The sequence below is a fragment of the Micromonospora sp. M71_S20 genome (genome assembly GCF_003664255.1).
Taxonomy (GTDB): Bacteria; Actinomycetota; Actinomycetes; order Mycobacteriales; family Micromonosporaceae; genus Micromonospora.
Genome location: NZ_RCCV01000001.1, coordinates 2,751,246 through 2,771,232, shown reverse-complemented (window position 1 = coordinate 2,771,232; position 19,987 = coordinate 2,751,246). Strand labels below are relative to the sequence as shown.

Below are 19,987 nucleotides of genomic sequence, written 5' to 3'. Positions count from 1 at the left end.
ACCCGTATAGGGGGAGGCACAGGGGTTCGGTCGTCTTCCCGTTGCGCGATACACGGTATTCGATGATCATAGGCCCGCGTCGACTGGATGCCCCTCGTCGGCGAAGGCCTGTCCTGGCGGGCTTCAGGGAGCGCTCCGCCCGGTCCCACAAGCGAGGAGGGCACGATGACCACCACACTCGACCTGACCGACCTCCGTCTACAGGCCGACACCACCATCGACCGGCTGATCGACGAGGCCGGCCTCACCCGGCGCAACAACCGGTTCTTCGCTGGCGCGAAGGAGGCCACCTCCGTGAGCCCCGCCGGCGCGCTGCGGATCGCGGAGAAGTGGCAGCGGACCACTCAGTCGTTCATGTTCACCACCATCTCCAGCCTCGGTGCCCACGGGCGACGCCTGGCTCGCGACTACGCAGTGAGTCGAGAGGTGCTCGGAGCGTATCAGATGGCCTACCGCGTCATCGGGGACGATCTGGACAATCGCGCGGCGGCGTTCGCGGAGGTCGCACCGGAGGGTGTGGACGGTATCCACTATCTGTGGTGGGCGGACACGATCAGCGCGCCGCTGCGCTCGGCCCTGGGCAGCGCCGACGCGCCCGCCGAGTCCGCCGCGCTGGCCCGCATCCTCGACGTCATGGACTCCATGGCGGCCGAGGAGCTGGGGGGCGCGGTCCAGCTCCGGGTCGTGGAGACCATCGCCCTCGACATCGCGGTCGCGTTCCGGCGCCTGTACGCCAAGGTGACCGTGGACGGCCGCCAGGTCCTTCCCGAGCAGCGCGACTACGCCTGGATCGACTCGCACATCAGGGCGGAGACGGGGCACGCCGCGTCCGTCAGTGACGACGAAGCCGGCATGAGTCACCTGATCTCCACCCCGGCCGAGGCGCGGCACTTCGTCGCGCTCGCGGAGTCGTACGTCCCGGCGTGGGCGGACCTGCTGGACGACTTCGCCCGGGACCTGTCGTAGCGACCAACCGGGGTCGGCACTGACGGCCGCCATCGACGACGCCCCCGGGCCCGTGGTGGCAACCGCCGGAGTCATCCGGTTTCGAGGAAAGGAGCTGTCATGCGATCGTCCCTCCCAGCAGTGGAAACAGACGCCGTCGTCGACGAAGTGAACGAGCTGCGTGCCCGCTACCAGCGCGAGACCGAGCCCGGATCGCCAGAGGCGCTGCGCCGGCTGGCCGGTTGGATCGCCGACTCGGCCGCGCTAGGTGACCGGCCCGCGGCCCGGGCGCTCGTCGAGGATCTGTCCGGCGCACACGACACGCCGCAGCTCACGGCCACGAAGCGGCACATCAACTCGCGGACCGACAACACGCTCCTGTCCGTGTTCTCGGCCGCGTACTTCCCGACTCTCGGTCTGGACTACCTGGAGTACGAGCCCATCCCGTCCGACCCAGTACTGGTGAGCCGCTACCCGAGCCCGACGATGCCGGTCAACCTGCTCCGGCACAGCGCGGGTTTCGACAGTCGGGTCGTCGTGGCGCTCTTCCCGGAGAACCACATCGACGGTCGCCAGGATCCGGACGACCTGATCTTCTACTTCATCGACAAGTTCGTCGCCCGGCACCGCCTCACCCGCCGGCTCATCGACGCCGCCATGGTCCCGGGCTCGTTCCCGCTGCTGTCCGGCGTCGACGACGCCGGCGTCGAGCGGGCCGCCGGTTCCTGGGTGCGGCTGCACGAGTTCCACCACCGCACGGGCAGCATGCCGATCCCGCAGTTCCTGTCCGCGAAGAGCTACAAGCCGCTGGCCGGCCTGGAGGAGATGCGGGTCGACGTCAAGTCGATGCTGGTCTGCCTCGAGGACGCGGACATCGATCGTGAGCTCGCCGCGCTGACCTTCGAGTTCGTCCTGGCCGAGCGGCTGCTGCGTTACTCGGTCGAGGGGATCCCGAAGCCGAACTACGACGCGATCGCGTCGCAACTGCTCTTCAACTACCTGCGCGAGCAGGGCGCCCTGACGATCGACGAGGGGCGGATCCGGCTCCTGCCGAGCCTGCCCGAGGCGCTGAGCACGCTCGTCACCGAGATCACCGAGCTGGAGGACGTCGTCCTGACCGAGGATGTCGAGGCCGCCCGCGCCGGACTGATCGACTTCACCCGCCGGTACACCCGGTACGACGAGGAGAAGCGGGAGTTCCTCCACGTGCCCTTCTTCGCCGAGCTCAAGGAGCGACTCGGCGTGTGAGCCACGCCGGCCGCCCTCTCCTGAACGACGTGCGGCTCCGTCCCTTTCCCGCTGGAAGGTACCGACCATGACCACCGTTATGAACTCGACCGAGACCGGCATCCTCGGCACCTGCGACATCGACGCCGACGGCCTCGCCACGGACCTCGACACCATGGCGTCGTTCCCCTACACGGACAAGTACAGCGACTTCGTCTGCGGCGCCTGGAAGAGTTGCGCGGTGTGGAACGGCACGGGCCAGGGTCTCGACGCGGGACTCGACCCCTACGAGGGCCCGGCCGTCGTCACCGACCTGGGCGAGCGCCTGCCGTACGTGCGGCATCTGGTGGGTGAGCTGTTCGACCTGTCCCTCCTCAAGTACGGCCGGCTCGCCCGGCTGACCCCCGGCAGCGCACTCGTGCCGCACCGGGACTACCTCGAACTCGACACGAACCTGATCCGGATCCACCTTCCGCTGGAGACCGACGAGTCCTGCGTCAGCTCGCACAACACGACGCTCTACCACATGAACGTCGGTGAGATCTGGTTCCTCGACGCCACCCAGGCCCACAGCGCGGTCTCCAACTGGACGAAGGACCGCACCCACCTGGTGCTCGACTTCCAGGCCGATTCGCTCGCCGCCTGCTTCACCGGCGAGGTCCGGTCGCCCAGCATCCCGAGCACACACCAGGTCGCGCGGCAACCGGTGGACCGGGAGGAACTCGCCGCGTTCGAGCGCGCCGGGGTCCTCATGGACACCACCAACTACCGGGACTTCCTGAAGATCGCCATCAAGACGATGTTCACCCGGGACATCACCCCCGACGGCGTGTTCGACCTGCTGGAGGGGGCGGCCCGACACTCGCCCGCCGCCGCGCGGCTCGACATGATCCCTCCGATGCGGAGGTACTTCCTGCTGGCACGAGAGTCCTGAGGCGGATCATGCGACACGCCAGCGAAGTCTGTGTCGTCGTGGACGGGTACTCGACGGCCAACGCGCTCGCGCCGGCCCTCGCCGGTTACGGTTTCGGCGCGGTGCATGTGCAGAGCGACCCGGACCTGCCGCAGTTCCTCCTGCGTACCGGCGTCGACCACGCCTATCTCGACACCTACCTGCACGACGGCGACGTCAACACGATCGTCGACCGGCTCGACCGGGCGGGCCTGCGGCCACGCAGCGTGGTGGCCGGCGCCGAGACCGGTGTCGAGCTGGGTGACCAACTGGCCCGAGCGCTGGGCGTACCCGGCAACGATCCGGCGACGACCCGGTGCCGCCGGGACAAGCACCACATGGCACGGGCCGCAGCGGCCGGGGGCGTCGCGGTCATCCCGCACCTGAGCACCTCCTCCCGCGACGACGCGGCGGAGTGGCTGCGCGCGGGGGGTTGGCTGGACGACGCCGTCGTCAAGCCCCGGGCGAGTTCCGGCAGCTTCGGCTTCCTGCGATGCCGCTCCGAGGCGGACCTCGACACCGCGTTCAAGGGCTGGCTGGGCGCACCCGACGTGTTCGGCTCCCCGATCGGTGAACTCCTCGTCCAGCCCTTCATGACCGGCGACGAGTACGCCGTCAACACCGTCTCGGCCGGGGGCGAGTACGTCGTCTCGGACATCTGGCACACGAAGAAGCGCCACGAGGGCGGTACGGCGCTCTACGACCTGGAGCGGCTCGTCGATCCGGGCGATGCCGTCTTCGACCAGTTGCACGGCTTCGTCGGGCGCGTGCTCGACGCCCTGGACATCCGCGAGGGCACGGCGCACACGGAGGTCATGATGATCGCCGGTGAGCCGGTGCTCGTCGAGACCGGCGCCCGGTTCATGGGCTCGATCGACATCTCGCAGGTGACCGAGGCGACGGGCACCAACGCGGTGCAGCTGGTGGCCGAGACGATCGTGGCCCTGGACCGTTTCGCCGCCCGGGTCCGCGAGGACTGGCGTCCCGCTCTCCGCCGGCACGCCGCCATGGTGCAGTTGCTGTCGCGCCACTCGGGGACCCTCGCCGGCTACGACCTCGGCCTGCTCCGCGCGCTGCCGTCCTTCCACGCGGTCGACACGTACCTCGAGGCCGGCGACCCGTTGCAGGTCACCGTCAACTCGTACACGACCCCGGGGCTGGTCTTCCTGGTCCACGAGAGCCCGGAGACGATCTCGGATGACTACCGCAAGCTACGCGAACTGGAGGCAGCCGGTGCCTTGTTCCTGTCGGCCTGACCGGCGCACGCGGCGGCGGCCCGCCGTCGGCACCGCACGCCCACGCCTCCGGGCCGCCGTGCGGAAGCCAGCCGCATGAGCGCGCCGGAGCGGTCGGTCTCGCAGGACCCGGCAACCGACTACCTGCGGGCGGTACGCGAGGGTGAGCTGCCACCGGATCTGCCGGCCCGCACGGCCGCCCGGGTGCTGACGCCCGACATCGAGGCTCAGAGCTTCCACCGGGTGATGTTCGTCGACGAGCGGGAGCTCGCGTCGTTCTACGCCGACTTCACGGTGCTGCTCGACGTCGTGGGACGCCTGCCCCACCTGCTGGCGGGTGGCAGCACCTCGGCGTTCGGCGCGCTGACCGACGTGCCGGCGGTACTGCGCCCGCTGTTGGCCGGAACCGACCTGCCCGCCCTGGTGCCGTACGGCCGCGCCGACCTGATCCACGACGGGACCGGCTTCAAGGTCCTGGAGCTGGGCCTGAGCCCCGCCGTCGGCGGCGCCGAACGCACCGCCTGGCTCCCCGCCGTCATGGCGGAACCGGCCTTCCGGCCCTTCGCCGAGCGGCACGGGCTGCGACACCCCGACCCCGTCACCGCCCTGCTCGACGTGCTGCGCACCGTGGAGACCACGGGCACGGGCCACGACGCCGAGGCGCCCGGGCCGGCGGAGGTGCTCATGGTCGAGGCGACCGGCGCGCTCGAAGAGTGGGCCGACGACTGGCGTCCCCTGGGCGACTGCCTGGAGGCGTACTCCGATCGTCCGCTGCGGACCCGCCTGGCGGAGGTCGCGGACCTGCACGAGCCGGACGGCAGCGTCGCGAATCAGGTCGCCGGGGTGACCCACCTCCTGCGGTTGTTCAACCTGACGGAGCTCGCCGAGGAGCCGGATCCGGTGCTGGCCTGGCAGCGGCTGCATCCGGCGCCGGGCTCCGCCCTACCGCCGATGGTCACCTCGCCGGTGCACGACATGTACAACAGCAAGGCGTGCCTCGCCCTGGTGTGGCTCCCCGAGGTGCAGGACGCGCTGACCGACGGCGAACGTGCCGCGTTGCGGCGCATCCTTCCCGAGACGATTCACGTCGACGCGGCCACCGACCTGACCGGTTTCGTCCGCGACCGGGCGGTCACCATCCTGAAACCCACCACCCTGGCCCGTGGTGAGGGCACGGTGGCCGGCTGGACGGTCGACGACGAGACGTGGCAGGCTGCGCTCGCCTCGGCGGCCGAGAACGGACGCCACATCCTGCAACGGAGGGTCGTCCAGCGGGCGGAGCCGGGCTTCGACACCGACGGCGTCACGGAACGGGACTGGTACGCGGTGTGGGGGATGCACTACGGGCCCGGTGGATGCACCGGCTTCTCCTGCCGCCTGACCACCGTGCCGGGGGCTGTGGTCCGTGGCATCACCAACGTCCTGCTGGCACCGGTGCTGCTGCACCCGGGGGCCTGACCATCGCCGCCGGTCACGGGTAGGAGATCACCCTGAAGAAGAACTTCCGCCTGCTCTGGACGGCGGAGACCGTCAGCCAGTTCGGCTTCGAGGTGGCGACGGTCGTCATCCCGCTGTTCGCCGTGAAGACCCTGCACGCCACCCCCGCGCAGGTCGGGTTCCTGGTGACCTGCGAGTTCCTGGGCTTCCTGCTCATCGGGCTGCCGGCGGGGGCGTGGATCGACCGTCGGCGCGGGGAACGGGTCCTGGTGCTGTCCAGCCTGGGCCGTACGGCCGTGTTCGGGGTCGTCGCGGCGCTGGCGCTGGCCGGCGACCTCACCATGCCCACGCTGTACGCGTTGATGTTCGCGGGGAGCCTCTGCACGGTCTTCCTGGGGATCTCCTACCAGAGCGTCCTGCCGCGGATCGTCGACCGGCAACTGCTGCCCGGTGCCAACTCGCGGGTGGAGTTCACCCTCTCGCTGGCGGAGATCACCGGCCCGGCCATCGCCGGCTTCCTGCTGGCGCTGGCCACCTCGTCGTACGTCCTCGGCGCCTCGGCCGTCTGCTTCGGCATCGCCACGCTGCTGCTCAGCCGGATCCGGGTGACCGGGGCGACGGCGGCCCCGCCGCCACGCACCACCACGCTGTTCAAGGACGTACGCGACGGCATCAGGTACGTGCTGCGGGTGCCGATGTTCCGGGTGATGGCCATCCGCAGCTCGACGTACAACTTCTGCAACATCGCGACCACCACCATGTTCCTGCTGCTGCTGGCGTCGGTGCTGCGGCTGCCGTCGGCGTACATCGGGATCATCTTCTCCGGCGCCGGTGCCGGCGCGACCCTCGGCGCCCTCCTCGCGGTGCGGCTGTCCCGGCGCTTCGGCGTCGGGCCGACGGTCCTCGGCGCGTGCGTGCTGGCGGGAATCGCCTCGATTCCGCTGCCCTTCGCGCGCAGCGGCACCTGGCTGATCGTCGCCGCCATCGGCTACGGCATCGCCTCGGGATGCATCGTCGTCTCCAACATCCTGCAACTGTCGGTCCGGCAGGCGCTGTGCGCGCCGGGCATGCAGGCCCGGTTGAGTGCGACGATGCGGTTCCTGGTCTGGGGCGTGATCCCGTTGGGCGCGTCGGTCGCGGGGCTGGTCGCGAACGTCATCGGCGTCCGCCAGACCCTCGCGCTCGCGGTCGCCGGCGAACTCGTCTCCATCGTCCCGCTGTACTTCTCGCCGCTGCGTCGGGTGGTCGAGATGCCCACCGAGCCTGAGCCCGAGCCGGCCCCGGAGCCGCAGCCCGAACGGGCGGCGGGCGACGGGGCGCGGCCCGAGGCACGGCAGCTCAGCGACTGAGTCGAGCGACCTCGTCGTCGTCCAGCGTGATGACGCCGGCGAGGTACTGGCGCGTCGACCCGCCCAGGATGACCCGGTCGTCGCGCAGCTCGCAGTTGGCGTGGATGGTCAGCGTCTTGCCGAGCCGGGGAGAGAACTGACGGGAGGTCAGGCTGGTCCTGCCCAGCACCTCCGCCCAGTAGGGGACCAGCATGCAGTGGGCCGACCCGGTGAACTGATCCTCCGGGATCGACTGCTTGGGGCCGAAGAAGCGGGCGACGAAGTCGGAGGAGATGCCGGGGGCCGTCACGACCACCGCGCGGCGGTCGAGGGTCCCGAGCATCCGCTGGTCGGGTTCGATCGCGCGCAGGTCCTCCTCGTTGTCGTAGACCGCCATGTAGTCCATGCCCCCGTACACCGCGGTGGGCGCGATCGACAGACCGGCGAGCAGGGCCTCCGGCGGGTCGACCCGCTCGCGCGGCAACGCGGGGAAGGACATCATGAACTGCCCCTCCGGGGTACGGCTGACGATGAGGGGACCCGTGTTGGAGTGGAAGGTGACCTCGTCCCACTCGGGCCGCAGGTGGTTGAGCACCACGTGGGCCGCGGCGAGCGTGGCGTGCCCGCACAGGTCGACCTCCATCGACGGGGTGAACCAGCGCAGCGCGAAGCTGTCGCCCCGGTCGATGATGAACGCGGTCTCCGCGAGGTTGTTCTCCAGGCCGATGGCCTGCATCACCTCGTCGCTGAGCCACTCGTCCAGGGGGCAGACCGCGGCCGGATTGCCGAAGAACACCCGGTCGGTGAACGCGTCGACCTGGTACAGGGGAATTTCCATCGTGTCTCCAACTGGTGTCAGTGTCGTTCGCGGGCCGTCGGCCCGATCGCCTGCACGCGTTCGATGAGCCGTCGCCGTTCGTCGGCGTCCATGGGGATGGCCCAGCCGCTGGCCGCCGACTGGTGGATGTTGACCACGGCCGAGCCCCGGTCGGCGCGGATGTTCATGCCGGAGCACTCGCCGCCGAGCACGTAGAGCCCGAGCACGACATGGTGGGGCTCCGGCTCGGCACCGGCCTCGGGGGCGAACCGGCACTCGGCGAGCTGCACGCGACGCTGGGCGAGCCAGCCGTCGGGGCCGCGCTCGGCCAGCCGGGCGGCGATTGTGTCCGCGTCGTGGTCGGCCCCGAGCATGACGTCGTGCCCGCCGGACGAGTGCCCGAACTTGAACACGTACTCGGCCCGGTCCGCCAGCAGGCGGTCACGGTTCTCGGGGGTCACCGAGACGGTGTGGGGCACGTAGCGGGTGACCATGTCGCGCACGCCGGCGGGCAGCAGGCTGGCGAAACGCTCCTCCCAGAACATCGCCATCCAGCGCTTGTGCGTACGGATCTCGGCCTCGAAGAGGTTGATCACGGAGGCGCCGCTGCCGACCAGCCGGGTGATGAAGTCGTAGTCGTCGTCCATGTCCTCGTGCATGAAGCCGCGATAGACCAGGGTGCGCTTGCCGGCCGACGGATCGAGCCACCGCTGCGGATAGTCGGCGTGGTAGACCAGTTCGACCGGCACGTCGGGCAGTCGCCGGCGCAGCGTCTCGGTCAGCAACTCGAAGCCGAAGTAGCCGACTCCGATGCGGCTCGACCAGTCACACACCACCACCCGGTCGAAACTGCCCTGGTGGAAAGCTTTGATGACGACGTCCGCGATCTGTTCCTCGGGCCTGGGGGTGTCGGCGAGCCACGGGATGTCGAGCGCCTCGCCCATCACCTGATAGCAGTCGTGGAACTCGAATCCGGAAATGGACGAGTCGACGTTGAATTCACAGAACTGGTATCCGGACGGCGTCGGCAGAACGTCGACGCGGGCGAAGACCTGCTCGACGGAATCCAATTGTTCCCAATTTACGAAGGGCGCGATCGCGGCGGGCAGGCCGAATTCCGCCAACAGTCGCTCGGGAGGCCCCGACCGGAGGAACTCGCGAATCATCGCCGTCTGCGCCTCCAGCAGGGCGCAGGCCGCCTCGGCCATCCGGTCGAACTCGTTCCGGTCGATGACGAGCGGATAGGGGATGAACCGCATCCGGGTGGCACCGAGGTCGTCCATGAAACGCCGTACCGGCGGCGCGGCCGCGACGAACGCGGACCGCGCCGGCTCGTCCTGCAGTGCGGCCACCAGGGGCGCGTTCAATTCCGCGAAATTGCAGTCCGAGTTGTCATGCCGCACCGTTAACCGCACCCCTTCGCCCGCCTCGTTATTGAATCGGATGCGAGTGTACGACACGAGCGGCCCGGCGGGCAGGGGCAAACTCGCGGTATTGAATGCGGACACGGTAAGTGTCGAACATTTCAGGGGTCGACCGGCGTGGGGTCGCCGAGTACAGTGCCGGCCGGCATCCGGTCGACGGCGACGACACCGGCCGACGCAATCTCGATTTTCGGGCGCGCCCGCATGCCGAACACGAAGCGCGGCGGAACCATTACCGGAGAATCATCCGCGGGACCCGCACCCGGAATCGGCCCGGTACGCATCCGTCATCCCCGCAGAGACAGGATCACCACCATGACCGCACTCCTGGACGCCGTCTCCGCGGGCGTCACCATCCACGACCTCAGCCAGCCGTTCGAGGAGGGGATGCCCTGCGCGCCGAACCACCCGGGATTCCGCCTGGCCCTGCTCCGCCGGCACGGCGACGTGGTGCGGGCCGACGGGGGCTCGTCGGCCGGCGAGCTGATCGTCACCGGCGGGCACGTCGGGACCCACGTCGACGCGTTGTCGCACATCTCGCAGGACGGGCTGCTGCACGGTGGACACGACGCTGCCGAGGCGCAGTCGGGTGGCCGGTTCCGCGTACACGGCACCGAGACGATTCCGCCTCTCGTCCGGCGGGGGGTGCTGCTGGACGTCGCCTCGGTCCACGGGGTCGACGTGCTTCCCGGCGGGTACGGCGTGACCGCCGACGACCTCGAACGGTGCCTGCGGCGCACCGGCGTGCGGCTGGGCGCGGGCGACGTGGCGCTGGTCCGTACCGGCTGGGCCCGGCACTGGACAAGTCCGACGGCCTACCTGGGCCTCGACACGGGGGTGCCCGGCGTCGACCCCTCCGGCGCGGCCTGGCTCGCGGAGCACGGGGTCGCCCTGACGGGGGCGGACACCACCGCCTACGAGCAGATCCCTCCCGGCGCCGGGCTCCGGGTGCTGCCGGTCCACCGCCTGCTGCTGGTGGAGGCGGGCATCTACATCGTCGAACACCTGCGGCTGGACTCGCTGGCGGAGGCGGGCGTGAACGAGTTTCTGTTTGTCCTGGCTCCGCTGCCGATCGTCGGCGGCACGGGCTCGCCCGTACGCCCGCTGGCCGTCGTGTGACCCGCGCCCGGCCGCCTCGCGGCACCGCCCGTCGCTGCTCGGGCACGTAGTCTCGCCCGGTGATCGAGCCGCCTCTCACCGGTCGGCAATGGCGTCGCCGGGCGACGATCGCCGCCGCCGTCGTCTTCGCCGTGGCCTGCATAGGCGCGCCGGTCAGGCAGGCGGTGACGAGGGCGATCGAGGCGGGGCGGGGCGAGAAGACGCCCGCTGCGGCGGCCGAGGCGTACCTCCTGGCGGTCTTCCAGCCGGACGACAACCCCGACATCAACCGGTGCCTGTGCGGCGACAATCGGGACGAGTTGTTCCGACAGGTTCGCGACCTGCGCAAACAGGTCGAGTCACGGGTCACCTTCGGCGTGCGGATCGAGACGACCAACTGGCAGACCGACGACTCGGACGGCACTGTCTCCGCGATGGTGGACCTCCGGTTCACGGAGGTCGACCCCTCGGGAAGCGTCACCTTCACCGGCGCCACCCACCGGTGGCGCTTCCACACGACGGAGGAGGGGGGCATCAGCGGCGGCTGGAAGGTCTGCCGCGTCGACGCGCCGCCGCTGTGCGGCACCTACCTCCGCTGCTGACGATATCTGGCAGCTTGGGCTTTCTGCTGTTCAGGAAGCGGAGGGTGTGGGATTCGAACCCACGAAGACATCGCTGCCTTACCGGTTTTCAAGACCAGCGCCATCGGCCACTAGGCGAACCCTCCCGGGCCGCGCTCCTCGTGGGGTGCGCGACGTGCCTAGTCTGCCACGGACCCGCTGCGGGCGAGCGGGCACCGCACCCGCGCTGGCATGATCGGCGGCGTGTGGGAGACCCCGTCGGTGGTGCTGATCAGCGGAATCATGGCCGCCGGAAAGTCCACTGTGGCCGAGGCGCTGGCCCGGCGACTGCCCCGCGCGGTGCACCTGCGCGGCGACGTCTTCCGGCGGATGGTGGTCAGCGGGCGGGCGGAGATGACCGCCGAGCCGTCGCCGGAGGCGTGGCGGCAGCTGCGGCTGCGCTACGACCTCGCCGCGTCGGCGGCGGACCGGTACGCCGCCGAGGGCTTCACGGTGGTGCTCCAGGACGTGATCCTCGGCGCGGAACTGCCGGCCATGGTCGACCGCATCCGGCACCGGCCGCTGGCGGTCGTGGTGCTCGCGCCGAGCCCCGAGGCCGTCGCCGCCCGCGAGGACGCGCGGGAGAAGAAGGGGTACGGGGACTGGCCCGTCGCCGACCTGGACGCGCAGTTCCGGGCGGAGACGCCCCGGATCGGGCTCTGGCTGGACACCTCCGCGCTCACCCCGGCGCGGACGGTGGACGAAATCCTGGCCCGGGCGTGGACCGACGGACGGGTGGGGTAGACACGGAACATGCGCGCGATCACGATCCCGGAGCCCGGCGGACCCGACGCACTGGTCTGGAGCGAGGTGCCCGATCCCGAGCCCGGCCCGGGTGAGGTGGTCGTCGACGTGCGGGCCAGCGCGGTCAACCGGGCCGACCTGCTGCAACGGCAGGGGCACTACCCGCCGCCGCCGGGCGCGCCCGCGTACCCCGGGCTGGAGTGCTCCGGGGTGATCAGCGCGATCGGTCCCGACGTGGCCGGCTGGGAGGTGGGCCGGGAGGTCTGCGCGCTGCTGGCCGGCGGCGGCTACGCGGAGCGGGTCGCGGTGCCGGCCGGGCAGCTCCTGCCGGTGCCGGCCGGCGTCGACCTGGTCGACGCGGCGGCGCTGCCCGAGGTCGCCTGCACGGTCTGGTCGAACGTGGTGCAGGTGGCCCGGCTCGGCAAGGGCGAGACGCTGCTGCTGCACGGCGGCGGGAGCGGGATCGGCACCTTCGCGATCCAGCTCGCGGTCGCGCTCGGCGCCACCGTGGCGGTCACCGCCCGGGCCGGCAAGCACGAGCGGCTGCGTGAGCTGGGCGCGGCGCACACGATCGACTACCGCGAGCAGGACTTCGTCGAGGAGGTCCGGCGGGTCACCGGCGGCCGGGGCGCGGACGTCATCCTCGACATCATGGGCGCCGCCTACCTGCTCCGGAACGTGGCGGCGCTGGCCACGGGCGGCCGGCTGGTGGTGATCGGCATGCAGGGTGGCCGCAAGGGCGAGCTGGATCTCGGGGCGCTGCTGGCCAAGCGGGGCACGATCGCGGCCACCGCGCTGCGGTCCCGGCCGCTGGCGGAGAAGGCGGAGATCGTGCGCGGCGTCCGCGAGGAGGTGTGGCCGCTGGTCGAGTCGGGGGCGGTCCGGCCGGTCGTGGACCGGCGGGTGCCGATGGCCGAGGCGGCACGGGCGCACCGGCTGGTCGAGTCGAACGACCACGTCGGCAAGGTGCTGCTCACCACCGGCTGACGCGCGGTCCGCCCCGGCGGAAGACCGGCCGGGCGGGTCAGGGGGTCGGCGTCGGCTCCTCGGCCCCGCGGGGGAGCACGAGGCGGGCGCCGGGGCCCTCGCCGGCGAGCGAGTCGCCGGGGTTGTTGAGCGTGCAGCGTTGCAGGGACAGGCAGCCGCAGCCGATGCAGCCGTCGAGGTCGTCGCGGAGCTTCGTCATCAGCCGGATCTTCTCGTTCAGCCGCTCCCGCCAGGTCGCGGAGAGCCGCGCCCAGTCCTCCGCGCTGGGCGTGCGGGAGGCCGGCAGGGAGTCCAGCGCCTCCCGGATCTCCTCCAGCGAGATGCCGACCTGCTGGGAGATCCGGACGAACGCCACCCGGCGCAGCTCGGTGCGGGCGTAGCGGCGCTGGTTGCCGCCCGTCCGCTCCGCCCGGATCAGCCCGAGCCGCTCGTAGTAGCGCAACGCCGAGGGCGCGACGCCGCTGCGGGTGGAGAGCTGGCCGATGGTCAGAGACTCGTGCATCACGTCGCCTTGAGTTGAAGTGGACTTCAACTTGCAGGCTAGCGGCATGACCACGACCACCGCCAGCGCGGGCCCGGCCCCGACCGCCGTGCCACCCCGTGATCCGACCACCGCGCCACGCCACCACCCGACCGCCCCGCCGCTGCCGGGCCCCGTCGCGCCGCTGTACGAGCGGGTCCGCGCGGGCCGGGAGTTCGGCGCCAACGTCCGCTCCACCGTCGACGTGCTCTGGGTGCTCTACGACCGGGTCCTCCGGATCACCCCGGAGACCGTCGACGACCCCGGGCGGGACCGGTTCCTGCTCTCCAAGGGCCACGCCGTGGCCGGCTACTACGCCGTACTCGCCGCGAAGGGGTTCGTCCCCGCCGACTGGCTCGACGACCAGGGCGGGCCCGGAAGCCGGCTCGGCGACCACCCCGACCGGGTGCTGGTGCCCGGGGTGGAGATCGGCTCCGGCTCGCTGGGCCACGGGCTCGGGCTCGGCGTCGGCACCGCGCTCGGGCTGCGCGCCCAGGGCCTGCTGGGGCCCCGGGTGTACGTGCTGCTCGGCGACGCGGAACTGGACGAGGGCTCCAACCACGAGGCGATCGCGTACGCGGGGGCGACCGGGCTGGGCGGCCTGACCGCGATCGTGGTCGACAACGGCTCCGCCACGCACGGCTGGGCGGGCGGCGCCGCGGCCCGGTTCACCGTCAACGGCTGGACCGCCGCCACCGTCGACGGGCACGACCACGAGGCCCTGCACACCGCCCTGACCGGGCACGACAACCACCGGCCGCACGTCGTCGTCGCGGTCGTCGACCAGGGGGAGTGACCGTGCGGGAGCGCTTCATCGAGACCACCACCGCGCTGCTGGCGGAGGATCCGCGTACGGCCCTGGTGCTGGCGGACATCTCCGCCGACGCGTTCGACCCGGCCGCGCACCGGCACCCGGACCGGGTGCTCAACGTCGGGATCCGGGAACAACTGATGGTGGGCGTGGCCGGCGGGCTCGCCCTGACCGGGCTCCGACCGATCGTGCACAGCTACGCCCCGTTCCTCGTCGAGCGGGCGTACGAGCAGATCAAGCTCGACCTGGACCACCAGGGCGTGGAGGCGGTGCTGGTCAGCATCGGCGCGTCGTACGACCGGGCGGAGTCGGGGCGTACCCACCTGTCCCCGGCCGACGTCTCGCTGATCGACACCCTGCACGGCTGGACCGTGCACGTCCCCGGCCACCGCGACGAGGTGCCGGCGCTGCTGCGGGACGCGGTGGCCGCCGACGGTTCGGCGTACCTGCGACTGTCCACGCTGCACAACGTCCGGCCGTACGGCGGCGACGGCGCGCTGCGGGTGCTCCGGGACGCGGGGCCGGGCGCACCGCTGCTGGTCGCGGTGGGGCCGGTGCTGGACGCGGCGGTGGCGGCGGTGGCCGACCTGGGCGTGACGGTGGCCTACACCCACCGGCCGCGACCGTTCGACACGACGGGGCTGCGGACGCTGGCGGGCGACGCGGTGATCCTGGTGGAGCCCTACCTGGCCGGCACGTCGGCCCGGGTGGTGTCGGCGGCCCTGGCCGACCGGCCGCACCGGCTGCTGGCGCTCGGCGTCAGCCGGGAGGAGTTGCGCCGCTACGGCTCGGCCGAGGACCACACCCGCTGGCACGGGCTGGACGCCGCCGGGCTGCGCCGCTCGGTCGCCGGGTTCCTGGACGCGGCGCCGGTGCCGGCCGGCCGCTGAGTCACGCCCGACGTCGGCGGGCCGTGCACCGCCGACGGCGGGCGGCGCGGGAGGGCGGGAGGGTCAGCGGGTCGGGGCGGCGAGGGGGCGGCGGCGGGTGCGCTCGCGGCCGAGGATCCAGATCGCCTCGACGCCGTCCTTCCAGGTGATCTTCTTGCCCTCTTCGCGGCCCCGCGCCCGGTAGCTGATCGGGACCTCGTAGGGGCGGATGCGCCGGCGCAGCAGCTTGCCGGTGACCTCGGCCTCCATGCCGAAGCCCCGCGAGCGGATGTCGAGCGAGCGGTAGAGCGCGACCGGCATCAGCTTGAAGCAGGTCTCCAGGTCGCCGATGTAGGAGTTGAACAGGACGTTCGCCGCCATCGTGACGCCCTTGTTGCCCATCACGTACCAGAAGCTGTAGGCGCTGTGGCTGCCGAAGGTGCGGTTGCCGTAGACCACCTCGGCCCGCCCGTCGAGCACCGGGTCGAGCAGCTTCGGGATGTCCATCGGGTCGTACTCGAGGTCGGCGTCGAGAATGACCATGTAGTCGCCCTCGGCGTTGTCGACCGCCGTCTTGATGGCGGCACCCTTGCCGGCGTTGCGCTGGTGGGTGATGACCCGCAGGCGCGCGTCGTCGGCCCGACCGAGGATCTCACCGGTGCCGTCCCGGCTGCCGTCGTCGACCACGACCAGCTCGATCTCACACGGGTAGTCGACCGCCAATGCCTGCTTGAGGGCATCCGCGATGCGTTCTTCCTCGTTGTAGACCGGCATGAGGATCGAGAGCTTCACGGGAATCTCCACGGTGGCGACGATATGTCGGCCCTAGCCTAGCCTGGCGGTTGACGACGCGGTGCTCAGCACTGCGGGCATCCGGCGCGGCGACCTCAGGTTCATGGTGTTTACTGCCGCCATGTCGGCAGTCGGCTACCCGCTCGCCCTGGCGCCGGTCGCCGCGATCGGACTGCTCGCCGTCGCGCTCCGTCCGGTCGCGGCCGGAACCGTGGCGGGGCGGCGCCTCGCGCTGGTCCGGGCGGCTCTGGTCACCGGCGCGTTCGCGGTGCTCACGGTGGAACTGCTGGGCGCGCTGCGGCTGCTCACCCTGCCGGCGTTCGCCGTCGCCTGGCTGTCGCTCCTCGCCGGCGCGGTCGCCGCCGTCGGCTGGCGACGCCGCCGGGACGCCGCGCGCGGCACCGCCGTGGTCGCCGCCGCGCACCGCGCGGTCGAGGTCGTCGCCGCGCCGGAGCCCGCTCTGGTCGGCGCGACGGCCGGCCCGGCCGTCGGCGCCCCGCCCCCTCCGCCGGCACCGCCCGCCGCCGCACGCCGCGTCGCACCCGGCCGCGCCGGCTGGTGGACCCGGCTGGCCTCCGCCTGGCGTAGGGCGGGCCGGGGCGAGCGGCTGCTCGCCGGCACGGTCGGCGGTCTGCTGCTGGTCGAGTTGCTGATCGCCCTGCTGGCCGAGCCGAACAACTTCGACTCGCAGACCTACCACCTGCCCAAGGTGGAGCACTGGGTGGCCCAGGGCGGCCTGGGCTTCTGGCCCACCGCCATCCACCGCCAGGTGACCATCCCGCCCGGCGCCGAGTACCTGCTGCTGCACCTGCGCCTGTTCACCGGCGGGGACGCGCTGCACCACCTGGTGCAGTGGGCGGCCGGCGTCGGCGTACTGCTGGCGGCCACCCGGATCACCGCGCAGCTCGGCGGGGGGCGGCGGGCCCAGCTGCTGACCGCGTTCGTGCTCGCCACCACGCCGATGGTGGCGCTCCAGGCGACCAGCACCCAGACGGATCTGGTCTGCGCCGCCTGGGTGGCCTGCGCCGCCACGGTGGCGCTGGACGGGCTGCGCCGACGCGCCGGGACCGGGGCGATGCTGGGGCTGGGGGCGGCCACCGGGCTGACCGCGCTGACCAAGACCAGCGGCCTGGTGGCGGTCGGGCCGCTGCTGCTGCTCTGGGGGCTGGCCCAGCTCCGGCTGGCCCGGCCCGGCTCCGCGCCGGACCGCGCCGGGCCGCCCGGCCGGGGCACCGGCGCGTCCCGGACCGGTGGCGGCCGGTCACGGCGGCAGGTGCGCCGGACGGTCGCCGGGTCGGTGCTGATCCTGCTGGTGGCGATGGTGGTGGTCGGGCCGTTCCTGGCCCGGGTGACCGCCGAGTTCGGGCATCCGCTCGGGCCGCCCCGGCTGCGCGAGTCCATCCCGATGGAACGGCACGACCCGCCGTCGCTGCTGGTCAACGCGCTACGGATCGCGCACACCGCGTTCGACACGCCGCTCGCGCCGCTGCGCCGGGCGGGCGCCGAGGCGATCATCGGCGGGGCCGAGGCGATCGGGGTGGACCCGCAGGACCGGGCCACCACCTTCGGGCGGGAACGGTTCCCGGTGCCGTCCTGGTATCCGGACGAGGACCGGGTGGCCTTCCCGCTGGCCGGGGCGCTGGCGGTGATCGGGGCGGCGTACGCGCTGGCCCGGCCCGGTCGGGTCGCCCCGACGCAGGCGGGTCCGCTGCGCGCGTACGCGGTGGTCGTGGTGGCGGCCGTGCTACTGCACACCGCCATGATCAAGTGGCAGCCGTGGGGGAACCGCCTGCTGCTCTACGCGCTGGCGCTGGCCGTACCGCTGGCGGGGCTCTGGCTGGACGCGCTGTTCCGGCGCCGGGCCGGCGGCACGGACGGACGGCGGCCGGTGGCGGCCGGGCTGGCGGTGAGCGTGCTGGCCACCTCCGCGCTGGCCGGGGTGCTGGCGGTGTCGTACGGCTTCCCGCGCCGGCTGGTCGGGGCGGGCTCGGTCTTCACCACCTCCGAATGGGACACCCGGTTCCTGCGGCGTCCCCAGTGGGCGGCGGAGTTCCGCTGGGCCGCCGAGGCGGTACGCGCGACGGGCGCCCGCCGGATCGGCCTGGTGCAGCAGAACGACAACTGGGAGTACCCCTGGTGGCTGCTGCTGCGCGACGCGGACGGCCGCCCGCCGGAGCTGGTGGCGCTCCAGTCGGTGCTGCCCGAGCGCCCGCCGGCCGATCCGGCCTCGGTGGACGCCATCGTCTGCACGGGCAGCCGGCCGGCGTGCACGGCGCTGGTGCCGGCGGGCTGGCGGGTGCAGTTCCGGAGCTACGTGGGCTACGCCCTGCCGCCGGGGAGCTGACCGCCAGGAAGCCGACCGGCGCACGATTCGACCCGATCGCCCGGTTCTGCACTCTGCGGCAACGATTACGAGACGCATTCACATACCTCGAAGCCGACGCTACCTTCTGGTAACTCGATCGACGTCCCGCGATCGAGCCGAAAGGAGTGCGTCGGTGCTTGGTTCCTCCGCCAGGCGCGAACGCGCGACCCGACGACGGGCCCTCACCCTCGTCGCCGCCGCCGCTCTCGTCCTGCCGATGCTCGCCGGAACGGCCACCCCCGCCACCGCGGCCGACCGTCCCGCCGTCCAGCCGCTCCCCGCCAACCTGGAGACGATCCGCGCCGCCGAGGCCACCGCGCTCTACGGCACGCCCGCCGTCCGCCCCATCGAGCAGCGCCGCACCGCGCTGATCACCATGGGCGACAGCGAGATCTCGGGCGAGGGGGTGGGCAACTACGTGCCCGGCACCCACGAGCCCGGCAACTGGTGCGACCGCTCGTACGACCAGGCGGTGTTCCGCACCGGCATCGCCGCCGACGAGAAGTACAACATCGCCTGCTCCGGCGCGACCCCGTGGAACCTGATCCGGGGCGGGCCGACCCAGCACAACGAGCTGAACCAGGGCGACCACCTCGCCATCAAGGCGCGCAACACGCACATCAAGCTGATCTGGGTGGTGGTCGGCGCCAACGGCGACGGCACGATCCAGTTCGGCCCGGTCGCCACCGACTGCGCCGTCCGCCGGGTCCTCCTCCAGGGCGCCTGCTACCCCACCTACACCGACCAGTGGAGCGTCCGCACCGACGGCAGCCGGCAGGCCGTCGAGGACGCCCTCGAAGACATCCGGCAGACGATGACCGGCGCCGGCTACCTGCGCTCCGACTACGAGCTGGTGCTGATGTCGTACCCGAGCCCGGGCAGCCCGGACGTCGAGGACAACCCGAACTTCCCCGGCTGGTACGCCGGCGGCTGCCTGCTCTACCTGGCCGACGCCGCGTTCGCCCGGAACAAGGCGGTGCCGATGTTCGAGTCGGCGCTGCGGGCGGCGGCGACCAACACCGGCACCCGCTACCTGGACGCCAGCCGGCTCTTCCACGGCCACGAGGTGTGCACGGACAACACCTCGGTACGCGGGCTCCACATCGAGCTGGGCATCTGGGACGAGAACGCGGCCCGGCAGTCGTTCCACCCGAACAAGCGGGGGCACGGCATGTTCGCCCAGTGCGTCACCCAGTTCGTCGACTCCGGGCGGCAGCGGGCGACCTGCGTGGACCCGGCCAGCACCGGCAACGGCGTGCTCTACGACGGGCTCTTCGAGTTCAAGCAGCTGCGCAACGCCGCCACCGGCACCTGCGTCGACGGCAAGGGCTACGACTCGCGCAACGGCACCCCCCAGCAGTCGTACGGCTGTCACGGCGGGCGCAACCAGGGCTTCTGGTACGACCCGACCCGCCAGTCGCTGCACTCGGAGCTCTCCCACGACCGCTGCCTGGACGTCTCGGGCGGTTCGCTGAGCGCCGGTACGGCGGTGAACATCCACGACTGCCACGGCGGCGCCAACCAGAAGTTCGTGCTGGCCGGCAACCAGATCAGGACGGCCGGCAACGCCAACCTCTGCCTGGCGTTCGACAACCCGCTGCTGGGCACCCCCCGGCTGCGCCTGGCCGCCTGCTCCACCAGCGCCCGCCAGCAGTGGTCCTTCGAGTCCCGCAACTTCGCCAACCCCGTGGGCTACGGGCACGACGACTTCATCGGCTCCCGCGTCTACTGAGTTCGGCCCTCCCCGCGTGAGCGGTGCCGCCCTCCCCCGGGGGCGGCACCGCTCACACCGACGGCGTGGTGCGGCCCGCCGTCG

General features: G+C 72.0%; 19 protein-coding genes and 1 tRNA gene. 14 read left to right on the top strand and 6 right to left on the bottom strand.

The window, feature by feature from the left end; genetic code table 11:
- Nucleotides 1-165 precede the first annotated feature (165 nt).
- The 6 genes from DER29_RS12680 (at nt 166) to DER29_RS12655 (ending at nt 7,145) form a co-directional block, all read left to right on the top strand.
- Nucleotides 166-966, top strand: coding sequence for a DUF6202 family protein (locus DER29_RS12680; RefSeq protein WP_121397538.1), 801 nt, complete (start codon nt 166-168; stop codon nt 964-966).
- A gap of 99 nt (nt 967-1,065) precedes the next feature.
- Entirely contained in the window at nt 1,066-2,193 is a 1,128-nt protein-coding gene (locus tag DER29_RS12675) for a DUF6421 family protein (protein ID WP_148710014.1), read from the top strand.
- Nucleotides 2,194-2,260: 67 nt separating this feature from the next.
- Nucleotides 2,261-3,106 (top strand): aspartyl/asparaginyl beta-hydroxylase domain-containing protein, encoded by an 846-nt coding sequence (locus DER29_RS12670; RefSeq protein ID WP_121397536.1) that lies wholly within the window; start codon nt 2,261-2,263, stop codon nt 3,104-3,106.
- A gap of 8 nt (nt 3,107-3,114) precedes the next feature.
- Nucleotides 3,115-4,380, top strand: coding sequence for a hypothetical protein (locus tag DER29_RS12665; protein WP_121397535.1), 1,266 nt, complete (start codon nt 3,115-3,117; stop codon nt 4,378-4,380).
- A gap of 75 nt (nt 4,381-4,455) precedes the next feature.
- Nucleotides 4,456-5,817, top strand: a complete 1,362-nt coding sequence (locus tag DER29_RS12660) for a hypothetical protein (protein ID WP_121397534.1) — start codon at nt 4,456-4,458, stop codon at nt 5,815-5,817.
- A 26-nt stretch (nt 5,818-5,843) separates the two neighbouring features.
- On the top strand, nt 5,844-7,145 hold the full coding sequence (locus tag DER29_RS12655) for an MFS transporter (RefSeq protein ID WP_121397533.1): 1,302 nt from the start codon (nt 5,844-5,846) through the stop codon (nt 7,143-7,145).
- Here DER29_RS12655 and DER29_RS12650 read toward each other — a convergent pair.
- The 3 genes from DER29_RS12650 to DER29_RS33865 are packed head-to-tail and all read right to left on the bottom strand — an operon-like array spanning nt 7,135 to nt 9,649.
- The gene (locus DER29_RS12650; protein ID WP_121397532.1) at nt 7,135-7,962 is read right to left on the bottom strand and encodes a PhzF family phenazine biosynthesis protein; all 828 of its coding nucleotides are present in this window, start codon (nt 7,960-7,962) and stop codon (nt 7,135-7,137) included. The two genes, DER29_RS12655 and DER29_RS12650, sit on opposite strands and share 11 nt — an antisense overlap.
- A gap of 17 nt (nt 7,963-7,979) precedes the next feature.
- On the bottom strand, nt 7,980-9,425 hold the full coding sequence (locus DER29_RS12645; protein WP_148710013.1) for a circularly permuted type 2 ATP-grasp protein: 1,446 nt from the start codon (nt 9,423-9,425) through the stop codon (nt 7,980-7,982).
- Nucleotides 9,426-9,466: 41 nt separating this feature from the next.
- Entirely contained in the window at nt 9,467-9,649 is a 183-nt protein-coding gene (locus DER29_RS33865) for a hypothetical protein (RefSeq protein ID WP_148710012.1), read from the bottom strand.
- A 31-nt stretch (nt 9,650-9,680) separates the two neighbouring features.
- On the opposite strand from DER29_RS33865, the gene DER29_RS12640 reads away from it, so the two are divergent.
- Together DER29_RS12640 and DER29_RS12635 are read left to right on the top strand one after the other, a co-directional pair.
- Nucleotides 9,681-10,484, top strand: coding sequence for a cyclase family protein (locus DER29_RS12640; protein ID WP_121397530.1), 804 nt, complete (start codon nt 9,681-9,683; stop codon nt 10,482-10,484).
- Nucleotides 10,485-10,543: 59 nt separating this feature from the next.
- A complete protein-coding gene (locus tag DER29_RS12635) occupies nt 10,544-11,065 on the top strand; it encodes a hypothetical protein (RefSeq protein ID WP_121397529.1) in 522 nt (173 codons plus the stop codon).
- Nucleotides 11,066-11,103: 38 nt separating this feature from the next.
- On the opposite strand, the gene DER29_RS12630 is transcribed toward DER29_RS12635, so the two are convergent.
- Nucleotides 11,104-11,190, bottom strand: a tRNA-Ser gene (locus DER29_RS12630).
- A gap of 97 nt (nt 11,191-11,287) precedes the next feature.
- Between DER29_RS12630 and DER29_RS12625 the strand changes: the two genes are divergently transcribed.
- Nucleotides 11,288-11,827, top strand: a complete 540-nt coding sequence (locus tag DER29_RS12625) for an AAA family ATPase (protein WP_233599733.1) — start codon at nt 11,288-11,290, stop codon at nt 11,825-11,827.
- A 9-nt stretch (nt 11,828-11,836) separates the two neighbouring features.
- Nucleotides 11,837-12,814: an NAD(P)H-quinone oxidoreductase gene (locus DER29_RS12620; protein WP_121397527.1), complete on the top strand. Its 978-nt coding sequence runs from the start codon at nt 11,837-11,839 to the stop codon at nt 12,812-12,814.
- Nucleotides 12,815-12,851: 37 nt separating this feature from the next.
- Here DER29_RS12620 and soxR read toward each other — a convergent pair whose 3' ends face one another.
- Entirely contained in the window at nt 12,852-13,316 is a 465-nt protein-coding gene (gene soxR, locus DER29_RS12615; protein ID WP_121399175.1) for a redox-sensitive transcriptional activator SoxR, read from the bottom strand.
- Nucleotides 13,317-13,362: 46 nt separating this feature from the next.
- Here soxR and DER29_RS12610 point away from each other — a divergent pair, with 46 nt between their 5' ends.
- Both DER29_RS12610 and DER29_RS12605 read left to right on the top strand, forming a co-directional pair.
- Complete coding sequence (locus DER29_RS12610) at nt 13,363-14,130, top strand: transketolase (RefSeq protein WP_121397526.1); 768 nt, start codon at nt 13,363-13,365, stop codon at nt 14,128-14,130.
- A gap of 2 nt (nt 14,131-14,132) precedes the next feature.
- Nucleotides 14,133-15,035 (top strand): transketolase family protein, encoded by a 903-nt coding sequence (locus DER29_RS12605; RefSeq protein WP_121399174.1) that lies wholly within the window; start codon nt 14,133-14,135, stop codon nt 15,033-15,035.
- Nucleotides 15,036-15,098: 63 nt separating this feature from the next.
- Here the strand turns inward: DER29_RS12605 and DER29_RS12600 are convergent, their stop codons facing one another.
- Nucleotides 15,099-15,806 carry a glycosyltransferase family 2 protein gene (locus DER29_RS12600; protein WP_121397525.1) on the bottom strand — a complete coding sequence of 236 codons (708 nt, stop codon included), beginning with the start codon at nt 15,804-15,806 and terminating at the stop codon, nt 15,099-15,101.
- A 121-nt stretch (nt 15,807-15,927) separates the two neighbouring features.
- Here DER29_RS12600 and DER29_RS12595 point away from each other — a divergent pair, with 121 nt between their 5' ends.
- Nucleotides 15,928-18,150 carry a hypothetical protein gene (locus DER29_RS12595; protein WP_121397524.1) on the top strand — a complete coding sequence of 741 codons (2,223 nt, stop codon included), beginning with the start codon at nt 15,928-15,930 and terminating at the stop codon, nt 18,148-18,150.
- 154 nt (nt 18,151-18,304) lie between these two features.
- Nucleotides 18,305-19,903: a ricin-type beta-trefoil lectin domain protein gene (locus DER29_RS12590; protein ID WP_121397523.1), complete on the top strand. Its 1,599-nt coding sequence runs from the start codon at nt 18,305-18,307 to the stop codon at nt 19,901-19,903.
- The last annotated feature ends 84 nt before the right edge of the window (nt 19,904-19,987 follow it).